This is a genomic window from Halomonas sp. LMYGS-3 (genome assembly GCF_059509875.1).
In genome coordinates this window covers 1-12,517 of the sequence record NZ_JCAKFQ010000030.1, presented here as the reverse complement: position 1 = coordinate 12,517, position 12,517 = coordinate 1, and the positions used below count along the sequence as shown (strand labels likewise).

General features: G+C 66.6%; 10 protein-coding genes and 1 pseudogene. 4 read left to right on the top strand and 7 right to left on the bottom strand.

The genetic code is table 11. The annotated features are described in order from the left end of the window. Positions 1-9: 9 nt before the first annotated feature. From AC5W54_RS19500 to AC5W54_RS19480, 5 genes are all read right to left on the bottom strand, one after another. Positions 10-717 carry an ABC transporter ATP-binding protein gene (locus AC5W54_RS19500; protein WP_495963765.1) on the bottom strand — a complete coding sequence of 236 codons (708 nt, stop codon included), beginning with the start codon at positions 715-717 and terminating at the stop codon, positions 10-12. Then, positions 698-1,522, bottom strand: a complete 825-nt coding sequence (locus AC5W54_RS19495; RefSeq protein ID WP_495963764.1) for an ABC transporter ATP-binding protein — start codon at positions 1,520-1,522, stop codon at positions 698-700. The genes AC5W54_RS19500 and AC5W54_RS19495 overlap by 20 nt, the downstream gene beginning before the upstream one ends. Positions 1,523-1,670: 148 nt before the next feature. Continuing rightward, positions 1,671-3,050: an FAD-binding oxidoreductase gene (locus tag AC5W54_RS19490; protein WP_495963763.1), complete on the bottom strand. Its 1,380-nt coding sequence runs from the start codon at positions 3,048-3,050 to the stop codon at positions 1,671-1,673. 19 nt (positions 3,051-3,069) lie between these two features. Next, entirely contained in the window at positions 3,070-3,972 is a 903-nt protein-coding gene (locus tag AC5W54_RS19485) for an alpha/beta fold hydrolase (protein WP_495963762.1), read from the bottom strand. 211 nt (positions 3,973-4,183) lie between these two features. Then, positions 4,184-4,672 carry a hypothetical protein gene (locus AC5W54_RS19480; RefSeq protein WP_495963761.1) on the bottom strand — a complete coding sequence of 163 codons (489 nt, stop codon included), beginning with the start codon at positions 4,670-4,672 and terminating at the stop codon, positions 4,184-4,186. 273 nt (positions 4,673-4,945) lie between these two features. Between AC5W54_RS19480 and AC5W54_RS19475 the strand changes: the two genes are divergently transcribed. Then, positions 4,946-5,203: a DUF4242 domain-containing protein gene (locus AC5W54_RS19475; RefSeq protein ID WP_495963760.1), complete on the top strand. Its 258-nt coding sequence runs from the start codon at positions 4,946-4,948 to the stop codon at positions 5,201-5,203. Positions 5,204-5,216: 13 nt separating this feature from the next. On the opposite strand, the gene AC5W54_RS19470 is transcribed toward AC5W54_RS19475, so the two are convergent. Together AC5W54_RS19470 and AC5W54_RS19465 are read right to left on the bottom strand one after the other, a co-directional pair. Further along, the gene (locus AC5W54_RS19470; protein ID WP_495963759.1) at positions 5,217-8,060 is read right to left on the bottom strand and encodes an ATP-binding protein; all 2,844 of its coding nucleotides are present in this window, start codon (positions 8,058-8,060) and stop codon (positions 5,217-5,219) included. A gap of 264 nt (positions 8,061-8,324) precedes the next feature. Continuing rightward, the gene (locus AC5W54_RS19465) at positions 8,325-9,653 is read right to left on the bottom strand and encodes a YjiH family protein (protein WP_495963758.1); all 1,329 of its coding nucleotides are present in this window, start codon (positions 9,651-9,653) and stop codon (positions 8,325-8,327) included. 325 nt (positions 9,654-9,978) lie between these two features. Here AC5W54_RS19465 and hutI point away from each other — a divergent pair, with 325 nt between their 5' ends. The 3 genes and pseudogenes from hutI to AC5W54_RS19450 form a co-directional block, all read left to right on the top strand. Further along, positions 9,979-11,211 (top strand): imidazolonepropionase, encoded by a 1,233-nt coding sequence (gene hutI / locus AC5W54_RS19460; RefSeq protein ID WP_495963757.1) that lies wholly within the window; start codon positions 9,979-9,981, stop codon positions 11,209-11,211. Next, positions 11,192-12,160 (top strand): formimidoylglutamase, encoded by a 969-nt coding sequence (gene hutG, locus AC5W54_RS19455; protein WP_495963756.1) that lies wholly within the window; start codon positions 11,192-11,194, stop codon positions 12,158-12,160. The genes hutI and hutG overlap by 20 nt, the downstream gene beginning before the upstream one ends. A gap of 43 nt (positions 12,161-12,203) precedes the next feature. Next, positions 12,204-12,517: pseudogene (locus tag AC5W54_RS19450) on the top strand (urocanate hydratase); the annotation flags it as partial.

Sequence of the window (12,517 nt, the reverse complement as noted above, 5' to 3'; positions counted from 1 at the left end):
GCCCATCGCTTATCCCCCCAGGTAGAGGCGAGCCACGTCGGGGTCGGCGAGCAGCTCCTGCCCCGTCCCGTCAAAGCGGTTCTCGCCGTTTGCCAGCACATAGCCCCGGCTCGCCATCTCGAGCGACTTCCTGGCGTTCTGCTCGACCATCAACACGGCCAGGCCGGCGGCATTGATGCGGCGGATGTTGTCGAATATCTCGTCCACCAGCTTGGGGGACAGCCCGGCCGAAGGCTCGTCGAGCAGCAACAGGTCAGGCTCGAGCATCAGTGCGCTGCCCATGGCCACCATCTGACGCTCGCCGCCGGACATCTTGCCCGCGCGCTGACGCCGCCGCTCGCGCAGCTTGGGAAAGAACTCGTAGACCCGCTCGCGGCGTGGTGGGAGCTTGCGCTCATCGAGCAGGTAGCCCCCCATGTCGAGGTTCTCCTCCACCGTCAGGGCGAGAAAGACGTTGGCGACCTGGGGCACGTAGCACATGCCGAGCGTGACGATCTCGTGCGGCTTGCGTCCGTGGATCGCTTGCTCACGGTAGGTGATGGTACCGGACCTGGGAGTGAGCAGGCCGAAGATGGTCTTCATCAGCGTCGACTTGCCTGCCCCGTTCGGCCCGATCAGGGAAACGATCTCGCCGGCATCCACCGTCAGATCGACGTCATGGAGGATCTCCATGTCGCCGTAGCCGGCGGTGACCCCTTCAGCCTTCAGCAACGGCATACTGGCCTCCGAGATAGGCCTCCAGCACCCGGCGGTCGCGGCGCACCTCCTCGGGCGAGCCTTCCATCAGGTAGCGGCCCTCGCTCATCACGATCACCGGGTTGCACAGGCGCATGATCAGGTCCATGTCGTGCTCGATGATCAGGAAGGTGATGCCCCGCTCGCGATTGAGACGCTCGATGTTCTCCAGCAGCCGCCCCATCAGGGTCGGATTGACCCCTGCCCCGGGCTCGTCGAGCAGCACCAGCTTGGGCTGGGCCATCAGGGTCCGCGCCAGCTCGAGCAGCTTCTTCTGGCCGCCGGAGAGGTTGCGGGCATACTCCTGGGCCAGATGCGCGAGATCGAGGAACGCCAGGACCTCCTCGGCCTGCCGGCGATGCGCCAGTTCCTGTTCTCGTACCCGGTCGGGCCGCAACAGGCTGGTGAAGAAACGCTCGCCGATCTGGTCACGGGGCACCAGCATCAGGTTCTCGAGTACCGACATGCTGGCGTGTTCCCGCGGGATCTGGAAGGTCCGGCACAGCCCTCGCGCGAAGATCCGATGCGGCGGCAAGCCGGTAATATCGTCGCCATCGAGGTAGACCCGCCCCGCCCGGGGTTCGTAGTAGCCGGCCACGACGTTGAACAGCGTGGTCTTGCCCGCGCCGTTCGGGCCGATCAGGCCCGTGATCCGTCCCTGCTCGACGCGAAGCGTTGCCCCATCCAGGGCGCGCAACCCACCGAAGTCCATGACGAGGTTGCTGACCTCCAGCAGGGGCCTGGTCACGCCGGTGGTGTCGGTCGCTTCCGAGGGAGTGGTCGTCATCCGCAGCGGCTCCGGCAAGGGGAGAAACGAGTCTTCACGAGCCCGGATACATGCATTGACGTTAGCAAAGCCCCGTGGGGGTGTCGAACGGGTCCGGCATCAAGGAGCGCCGGATAGCCCGCCCGACAAGTGCGCCGACCGACGCCCGTTAGCCCGCCGGCGGGATGTTGTGATTGACCCGGAACAGGTTGCCGGGATCGTACTCGGCCTTGATGCGTGCCAGCCGCGCGTAGTTGTCGCGATAGGTGGCCCGCACCCGCTCCTGGCCCTCGTCATCCATGATGAAGTTCACATAGCCGCCACCGGCGGAATAGGGGTGCAAGGCGTCCCAGTAGTCCCTGGTCCACTGGGTGATCCTCACCTGGTTGGCGGGATCGGGATCGACGCCGACGATGACCTGCGACCACTTGGCCTCGCGGTGGCTGAACGCCGTGTCGTGGCGCCCGACCCGGTGCACGGCACCGTCGACCGGGTAGAGGTGCATCGTCGACAGCGGCGTCGGAACCTCCGCATACTCGACGTGGCGCTCGATGGCCGCATCGCTGAGCTCGGTGACGAAGTCGCCGCGCCAGTACCACTGTAATCCGGGTTCATAGAGGCCATCGAAGGCACTCTGCAGCATCGGATAGGGCATCGGCTGGACAGCATGCAGGGCCGGCTCGGCAGGTTCGTGCACCGCTGCGAGCAGTCTCTCGGCCTCCTCCTCCGGCCCGGTATGGCACCAGACGACGCCGCACATCCGCTTGTCATGCAGATGCGCGGGAAACGGTGGCCCCGGCGGCACGCTCAGGAAGGCGAAGAAGCCGTTCAGCGACTCGGGGGCAGCGGTAATGAAGTCGCGGTACCAGCGCAGCACGGCGGCCGAGTGTTCCAGCTCCCATAGCGTCGGGCCGGCGTTCACGATGCTTACCGGATGCAGCTGGAACAGGAAGGAGGTCGCCAGGCCGAAATTCCCCCCGCCGCCGCGGATGGCCCAGAACAGCTCCGGATGCTGGGTCTCGCTTACGGTGACGAAGCGGCCGTCGGCCAGCACCAGATCGGCCTCCAGCAGGTTGTCGATGGTCAGCCCGTAGCGGCGGCTCAGATGGCCGTGGCCACCGCCCAGGGTCAGCCCGCCCACCCCGGTGGTGGAGATGATGCCGCTGACCGTGGCCAGGCCGAAGGCGTGGGTGGCGTGGTCCACGTCGCCCCAGGTGCAGCCCCCCTCGACCCGGGCGGTGCGCATCGCGGGATCGATGCGGATGCCCCGCAGGGCCGAGAGATCGATGACCAGGCCGTCGTCGCAGCCGCCCAGGCCGGCGCCACTGTGGCCACCGCCGCGTACCGCCAGGAGCAGGCCTTGCTCCCCGGCGAAACGGACCGCACTGACCACATCGGCCACATCGGCGCAGCGAACGATCAGCCGCGGGCGCTTGTCGATCATGCCGTTGTAGAGCCGGCGGGCCCGATCGTAATCGGGATCGCCGGCCTGGAACAGCGAGCCGCGCAGCGACGCTTGGAAGCTGTCCAGTGTGGTAGTGGCGTTCATGTCGGTGCCCTCCTCGGGGTCAATACCTGGCCAGAAAGTCGAGGATGGCGGCGGTAAAGTCCTCGACGGCATTGAATGTCCCATCGTGATTGACGCCGGGCAGCACCTGCAACTCGGCCTGGGGCTGGCACTGAGCCATGGTGTCGGCGACCGACGCATTGAAGAGGTCGCTATGCTCGCCCTTGAGGACCAGGGTGGGCTGCTCGATGGTCGCCAGATCCTCACAGGTGATGTCGGGCGGTGTAATGGCGACCCAGTGTGGCACCGTGCGGGCGTTATCCAGCCAGATGGCACGCATGTATTCGGGTTCCTGCTCGAAGCCACCCGGCGACCGCTGGAACACGGCCTCGATAAACAACTTGGTGGCCTCAACTTCATCGCCGGACTCCACCGCTTCCATGGCAGGACCGTACTTCTTGCTCTCCTCGCCGATGGCGGCCTGGCTTTCCTCCGGCAACTCGGCAACCAGCGAGGGGACATGCGGTTCATAGTGCACCATGCCGCGCACCAGCTCCGGGTGTTCCAGCGCCAGCAGCGGAACGATCTGACCGCTGTACGACCAACTGACCAGATAGACCGGACCGACATCCAGCGCCCGGATAAAGGCGGCCAGATCGGCGGCATGGGTCTCGCTGGAGAACTGCTCCCCGTCGTCCGGCCAGGGCTCGGTGCCGAAATAGCGCTTGGTATAAGAGATGAAGCGGTGCTCGCGGGCGATGGCCTCGCGGTACGGTTCCCAGACCCGGTGATCGACAATCGCAGCAGGTACAAAGAGTACCGGACGGCCCTCGCCCTCATCGATATAGTGCAGGGTGACGCCGTTGACCTCGACGGTACGAGTCTGCTCGGCGGACACGGCGGCCGATGACACGGCCAGCGCCAGGGCAGCCGTCACTAACGGAAAAGTCAACCATCGACACATGACACTCTCCCCTTCGATCCAATCGATCGATCATTTATTACAGGAGCAGTTTAGAGTGCGATGTCGGGAGACCACATCGACAAGGTTGATTATTCTCGAGCCAGCACCCAGTCGAAAAAATAGTTAGAATTGACTAGCGCAACGCCCCTCCAGCGATATATACGGCATCCTGAAGGCCGCGTATTTCGCTGGAGAGTCCTGAGGCGACCATTCACTCACTGATGGCTATTCTTCCTGGGCTTCCTGGCCCGCCGGCAGTAAGCTGAGGGACAGGCTCATCGATCGCTAGCTCATGGCCGCGGGGACAGAGGACCAGGCGCTGGAGCGGGGTCGGATAGGCATCCTCGTTCCCACTACACCGCTGCGCATAGGCCGGCGCCTCCGGCCCGCCCAACACGACCACCGAGCCGGCGTCGTTGCGGACGGTGAATTGCACCGGCAGACCGCGCTCGATCAGCGACAGGCTATAGCGCTGGCCAGGCTCGAGGTAGGCGATATGGCGCATCAGGACCTCCTCTTCACCCACCCAGGTGGTGACGACTTCATAGCCAGCGCCTCTCTCGGCGTAATACAGTACCGCGCGTTGATCATCACCTCCCAGTCGATAGGCATGAATGGGTTTCAATATCTGCTCGGCGGCCACCCCGAAGGCCAGTACCAGAGCGATAACCATGGCACAGGTGACAGTTATGGTTTTCATGGCATTCTTCTCCTAAGGCTGAATCACACGTCTCGCTACCGACGTGTCAATCAGTCTAGGGATCGGCCATCTTCGCAACATCGACAGGACGGATCATTTTCCGGCCCCAAGCACAAAACCTCGAATGGTCAGGGTTGGCCATCGAGTCGAGCCATGACACACGCTCACCCGTCACATGAATATCGCGGCAAATGTTACATGTTCCCCGCTCACCGGTGGGCCTATAGTGAAAAGATCATTCGTGCTTTACCTGACCGCAGGGAGGAATCACTCATGCCTTTGTTTCTTATCGAGCGAAACTTTGCCGAACAGCTCGAGTTCACCACCGACTCGGTAAGGGAAGTCACTGAAATCAATCAGGAGATCGGAGTCCACTGGCTGTTCTCCTTTCTCAGCGCCGACAAGAAGAAGACCTACTGCCTCTATGAAGCCACGGATCCCGAGGCCATCCGCGAGGCAGCGAGGCGAGCCGGGGTACCGGCCGACGTGATCGTCGAGGTCGACCAGATCAACCCCTCGGCCTTCCTCTGAAGGAAATACCCGCCTACTCTTCCACCAGGCCATGCCGGATGGCATAGGCCGCCGCCTCGGTGCGGTTGGCGGTGTTGGTCTTGGCCAGGATGTTTCGCACGTGATTGGCGACGGTGTTGGGACTGACATACAGCCGTTCGGCCACCTGACGGTTGCTGCGCCCTGCGGCGAGCAACTTCAGCACCTGTACCTCGCGCCGGCTCAGACCGCCCGGATAGACCGGTCGGGTCGAGAGTGTCTCCCCCAGCGTGTCGCAGCGCCGTGCCAACGCCTCCATGCCGAGTTCGCGGGCGGCCAGCAACGCCGCGTCCAGCTGCGCCCGCGCCTGCTCGGGCTGCTGGCGTTGCGCCAGCAAACGGGCGTACTGGTATCGGTCGTGGGCCAGCCAGGGTCGGCCGCCGGTGCGTTCATCCATGGCCAGTGCGATCTGGAAATGGCGTTCGGCGGCGTCCCACTGCTTCAGGGTGACCGCCAGCATGCCGAGAAACCGGTCTGCCGAACCGTAGCACACCGTATGGGCGCCGGACACGATATTGCGGCCGGCATAGGGCGAGAGATGGCGGTAGAGGGCGGCAGCGTGCTCCGTGGCATCCAAGCGAGCACAAATCTCGGCGAGATAGGTCACGCTGGTCAGCCACATGGCATCACGCGGGATGACGCCCAGATCGTCGGCAACCTGCGGATCGAACTCGGCCCGCGCCTCCTCCGCCATGTCCAGTTCGGCATACACCAGTCCCAGGGCCGGGCGCCAGGTGGCGACCCGCGTCCTGGTGGCGACGAAGTGCTGCAGTACCGCAAGCAACTCGCCCAGCCGCCCCTGCTCCCGGCGCAGGCTGAACATCTGCATGCCGAAGACGCCCTCGGCAGGCTCCGGGGAGAAGCGCTGCCCCGCCTCGCGGTTTTCCTGGGCCAGACGTTCGGCTTCGGCGAAGTTCCCCGCGTGGAGGGTCATCATGACCCGTGCGCTCAGGCCGACGGCCTGCAGGAAGGGCTGGCGCCAGGCCTTGGCTTCCCGCTGGTGCAGGTCGAGCACGTCGCGGGCGGCCACCACGTCCCCCTGCTCCATCAAGTCACCGACATACCAGCCGGTCAGCTCGCCCACCGCCCATTCCGGGTGCCCCGCCTGCTGTGCCAGTTCCAACGCCTCACGGCCGGCGGCCAGGCGCGCCTCCAGTTGCTCCGGCCATGAGCGCCCCGGGACGATGGCGCTGAGTGCCTCGAACAGGGTGCGTGGCTCCCCCAAGCGGCGCGCCAGCCTGACCGCTTGTCGAAAGGCGAGGTTGGACGCCTGCGGTCGATCGCAGTAGATATTGGCCCGAGACAGCGACGCCAGCAGTTCGGCCCGCAGGCGCTCCTCCGATGGCTCCAGGGCTCCCAGCGCCTCCTCCAGCAGGGTTACCGCCTGCTTCCCGTGATGGCCGACCCGCCAGCCGATGCACTCGTATCCGAGGGCAGCGCGGGCCAGCAGTCGAGCGGCGGAGGGTTCGGATGCCTTCAGGGTGCGGGCCAGCTCGGCGACCCGCAGAAAGGTATCCCGGGCCTCCTCGCCCCTGCCGCCGGCCCGAATGCGCGCATGCGCCTGCGCCAGCAGCAGCCGACAGCGGCGCTCGGCGTAGTCGACGGCCTGCCCGGCCGTGCCGATGGTGGCCGCCTGGGCGAAATGGTGGGCCATCTGAGGCAGGTAGGCCTCCACATCCTGGCCGTGCAGCGCCTCCAGCCGCTCGCCGACCCGCTGGTGCAGGCGCAGCCGACGGGTCGCGGCCAGTTCCTCGTACAGGGTTTCGCGGATCAGGGCATGACTGAACTGGAAACGCCCCGGCTGGGGGAGCTCCTCGATGATGTGCGCCGCCAGCGCCTCGTCCAGGATGTCCAGCAGCCCGGTTTCCGGCGATGTCAGCCCGATCAGCAGATCCAGATCGAAGCGGCGCCCGATCACCGCGGCCATGCCCAGTACCCGATTGCAGGCTTCCGACAAACAGTTCAGGCGATGGCCGATGACCTCGCGGATGCCGGCGGGGATACGCTGCACCAGGCCATCGAGGGGCACCCCCTCCTGCAGCAAGTGCCGGGCCAGCTCGCGCATGAACAAGGGATTGCCTTCACTGTGCCGATGTATGGCGGGCGCGACAGCAGCCAGCGGGAGCGCCCCGGCCAGGGTGTCCAGAAACTGCTCGGTCTCATCGCGCGACAAGCCGCCCAGCGGCAGGCGCCGACAGTGAGAGAGTCTGGTCAGCTCGCCCAGGGTATCGGTCAACGGATGGCGACGCCCCACCTCGTGGTCACGATAACTCCCCACCAGCAGCAGTGGGCTGGTGGCCACCTCTCGAGCCAGATGCTCCAGCAGCCTGAGTGAGGCGCTATCGGCCCAGTGCAGATCATCCAGGATGAGCACCAGCGACTGATGCTGCGCAGCCCTCTGCCAGTACCGCGAGATGGCATCGAACAAGCGGAACCGCGCCTGGGCCGGATCGGGAAGCGGCGGCGGAGAGGGCAAGTCGGGGTGGCGCTGGCGAAGCTCCGGCAACAGTTCGGCGATGACGACGGCATCACCGTCCAGCAACTCGGCCGACCACTCGCGGTCGCTGTCGTCCAGACAGCCACGCAACAGCTGCAGCCAGGGCCAGTACAGCGGTGCGCCCGGTTCCTCGTAGCAACGTCCCCACAATACTCTCAGCTCTTTCCGCTCGGCACGCGTGGCGAGTTCCTGTGCGGTACGGGTCTTGCCGATGCCCGGGTCACCACTGAGCAGCAGGAGTCCTCCCTGCCCGGTAGCACATTGCGCCAATGCCTCATCGATGACGGCAAGCTCACCCTGGCGGCCGACGAAACCCTCCGCCGGCCCCATGATATGCGTCAATGCAACACCGCACCTGTCGCAGCAGGCGACACCGTCCCGGTTGATCCGACCGCAATGGTGGCATTGCATGGTGGACGTCACTCGCGGGCTCTCGAACTGTCATCCTTTAACCATAGCCCAGTTATATCGGCAGCCCCGCCGCAGACCGCACGCGACTCGATACCAACGACGGTGCTTCTCGAATGGCGGCCCCGGCAGCCAAGTGCCGGGCGCCGCCAGGCCGTTGCCCCGGTCCGGTGGCGCCCAGGGGGATCGCTGGGCGGGTCAGCCACCCAGCGCCTGGACCAGGTAGCCCGCCGGCACCGCCAGCAGCAGGCTCAGCGCCACGCGGATGAACCACACCACCACGATGCGCCCCACCGAGAGCGGGATGCTGGTGGACAGAATGCAGGGGATCGACGCCGAGAAGAACAGCACCGCGGAGACCGAGACCACCCCGGCGGCGAAGCGCGCCACGAACTCGGCGTCGCCCATCAGCAGCGCCGGCAGGAACATCTCGGCGAGCCCCGAGGCCACCGCCTGGGAGAGCACCGCGGCATCGTCCAGGCCCCAGATCGCCACGAACGGATAGAAGAGCCAACCCAGCCACTCGAACAACGGCGTGTACTTGGCGGCGAGCAACCCCAGCAGCCCCACCGACATGATCGACGGCAGGATGCTGATCGCCATTACCAGCCCTTCGCGCACGTTGAGCGCCACGCTCGCGGGCAGGCTCGGTGCCCTGGCGGCCACGCTCAGCCCGGTGTGCCAGGCGGTCGAGAGCCGCCTGCCCGGCACCGCCTCGGGCTCACCGTCGCTCTTGGCGTCGTCCATGCCCGACAGCGGCGGCAGGCGCACGGTGATGGCGGTGACCGCGAAGGTGATCGCGAGGGTCAGCCAGAAATAGAGGTTCCACACGCTCATCAGGTCCAGGGTGCGCGCCACGATGATCATGAAGGTGGCCGAGACCGTGGAGAAACCGGTGGCGATGATCGCCGCCTCCCGCGCCGAGTACTGCCCCGCCTGGTAGACCCGGTTGGTGATCAGCAGGCCGATGGAGTAGCTGCCGACGAACGACGCCACGGCGTCGATGGCGCTGCGCCCCGGGGTCCGCCAGATGGGGCGCATGACCGGCTGCACCAGCACACCGATCAGTTCCAGCAGGCCGTAGCTGATCAAGAGGGCCAGGAAGACCGCCCCGATCGGCACGATCAGCCCCACCGGGATCACCAGCTTGTCGAACAGGAACGGCAGCATGTCCGGCTCGTGGAGGAAGCCCGGCCCCCAGCCGGTCAGCGCCATCACCGCCGCGGCCACCCCGGCGATCTTGAGCAGCGTGAAGAGGCGTTCGGTGAGGCTGCGCCGCCAGTACCCCTTGATCAAGGGGTAGGCGGCCCCGGCCACGATCAGCGCCAGGGCATAGAAGCCGCTGAGATCCCCCAGCAGGGAGCGTGCCCCGGTGACCATATGGTCGAGCAGGATGGTGGTGCGTTCACCGAGGGTGAGCGGCACGAAGAAGATCACGATACCCAGCGCACTGGGCACGAACAGCTTCAGTACCGTAGTGAGTGATGGGCGACGGGTGATGTCCGTCGCCTGCTCCTGGCTTGCCATGGGGGTCTTCCTCCCTCTCGTTGTCGTGTGGGGTGACGTTTCGTCGGGACGTCTCCATATGTATATACAATAGAGTTTCGACCGGCGCCAACCGCCGTTCGCCCATCTGCCCTATACTTTAGTCAAACCTCGTCTTCGCACGCGTCTGGAAGCCTTATCGATACATTAACTTAATATATTGTTTTATAGGGTTTTATTTATTCCTTTCGCGCCGCGCCCGCACTCACGCACCAAGGCGTCCTTCCGGGACGCGAGGCGAGGGGTTGACGCCGCCAGGTGTATCCACTAATTGTATATACATTACGCAACCAGCAGGAGGCCCCCGATGGCAGGCACCCCGAAGACAGCCCGACTCTGGCGCGATGTGATCCTCTTCGACGGGCTCGAGACCCGGCCCGAGCCCATGGCGGTCATCGTCCGGGGCGAACGCATCGCCTGCGTCCTGCCCATGGCCGAGCTGGACGACGGCCTGGCCGCCGGGTGCGAGGAGATGGGTCGCGGCGGGGTGATGACCCCGGGCCTGGTGGATTGCCACACCCACCTGGTGTTCGGTGGTTCCCGCGCCGACGAGTTCGAACAGCGGCTGGAAGGCGTGAGTTACGAGGAGATCGCCCGCCGCGGCGGCGGCATCCTCAGCACCGTCACCGCCACCCGCGACGCCAGCGAGGACGCGCTGTTCGACGCCGCCCGGCCGCGGTTGGCGGCGATGATCGCCGATGGCGTCACCACGGTGGAGATCAAGTCCGGTTACGGGCTCAGCGTCGCCGACGAACTCAAGATGCTGCGGGTGGCGCGCCGCCTGGGCGAAGCGCTGCCGGTGCGGGTGATGACCACCCTGCTCGGTGCCCACGCCCTCCCCCCGGAGTTCAAGGATGACAGCGACGCCTATATCGAGCTGGTCTGCCAGGAGATGATTCCGGCGGCGGCCGAACAGGGCCTGGCCGATGCCGTGGACGTCTTCTGCGAGACGATCGCCTTCTCGGTGGCCCAGTGCGAGCGGGTCTTCGCGGCGGCCGAGGCCCATGGCCTGCCGATCAAGGCCCACGCCGAGCAGCTCTCCAACCTCGGCGGCACCGCCATGGCGGCGCGGCACGGGGCGCTCTCGGCCGACCATATCGAATACCTCGACGAGGCCGGGGTGGCGGCCATGCGCGAGGCAGGCAGCGTCGCCGTGCTGCTGCCCGGCGCCTTCCATACCCTGCGCGAGACGCAGCTGCCGCCCATCGAGGCGCTGCGCGAGGCCTCCGTGCCCATGGCCATCGCCACCGATGCCAACCCGGGCAGTTCGCCGATCTTCCACCCGACGCTGATGCTCAACTTCGCCTGCACCCTGTTCCGCCTCACCCCACGGGAGGCCCTGGCCGGCATGACCGCCCACGGTGCTCGGGCCCTGGGGCTCCACGAGAAGGGCCTGGGCCGAATCGAGGCGGACGCCCCGGCGGATCTCTGCCTGTGGAACGTCGAGTCCCCCGCCGCCCTGGCCTATGCGGTGCAGCCCGGCCGCCTGCGTCAACGCATCTTCAATGGGGAGGTGACCCATGACCCTGTACACGCTTGACCCCATCGACATGTCCCCCTGGGCCGGCCGCGAGGACCCGGAGCCCGACAGCCTGCGCTGGCATCAGGTCGTCGAGCCCCTGACGGTGGACAGCCCCGTCGGCGTGGCGCTGCTGGGTTTCGCCTGCGACGCCGGAGTGGCCCGCAACCAGGGGCGCATCGGTGCCGCCGGCGGGCCCCGGGCCCTGCGCAAGGCACTGGCCAACCTGGCCTGGCATCGCCGGGCGCCGGTCCATGACGCCGGCGACGTGGTCTGCCACGGACACGGCCGCGACGACGGCATGGAAACCGCCCAGAGGCGCCTCGCCGAGTGCCTGGCTACCCTGCTGGCGGCCGACCATCAGCCCATCGTGCTGGGTGGCGGCCACGAGGTCGCCTTCGGCAGCTGGTCGGGGCTGGCACGCCATCTCGAGGCAGAGGGCGACGAGGCGCCGAGCATCGGCATCGTCAACCTCGACGCCCACTTCGACCTGCGCGACCCGGCCCATGTGCGCTCCTCCGGCACCCCCTTCGCCCAGATCGCCAGCGAGTGCGAGGCCAGGGGCTGGCCCTTCCGCTACGCCTGCCTGGGAGTGAGCCGCGCCGCCAACACCCGGGCGCTGTTCGCCCGCGCCGCCGACCTCGAGGTACTGGTCCGCGAGGATCACGAGATCACCGCCGCCAACCTCGAGGCGATAGTGGGTGAATTGGACGCCTTCATCGCCGGCTGCGATCACCTCTACCTGACCATCGACCTGGACGTGCTGCCGGCCAGCGAGGCCCCGGGCGTCAGTGCCTCGGCCGCCCACGGCGTCTCGCTACCCCTGATCGAACGCCTGGTCGAACGGGTGCGCGACAGCGGCAAGCTGCGCCTGGCCGACGTCGCCGAACTGAACCCGAGCTTCGATATCGACAACCGCACCGCCAAGGCGGCGGCGCGGCTGATCCATCACCTGACGCTCGAGCCCTGATACCGAACCCGAACCCTCACCACCCACACGAGAAGAGAGCACCATGACCCAGCACCAGCCCATCGACCGCGATCCGCGCCACGATCCCGCCCGTAAGATCGCCGCCCCCACCGGCCCCGAGCGCAGCTGCAAGAGCTGGCTCACCGAGGCGCCGCTGCGCATGCTGATGAACAACCTCCACCCGGACGTCGCCGAGCGCCCCGAGGACCTGGTGGTCTATGGTGGCATCGGCCGCGCCGCCCGCGACTGGCAGTGCTTCGACACCATCGTCGAGACCCTCAAGCGCCTGGAGGACACCCAGACCCTGCTGGTGCAGTCCGGCAAGCCGGTGGGCGTCTTCGAGACCCACAAGGACGC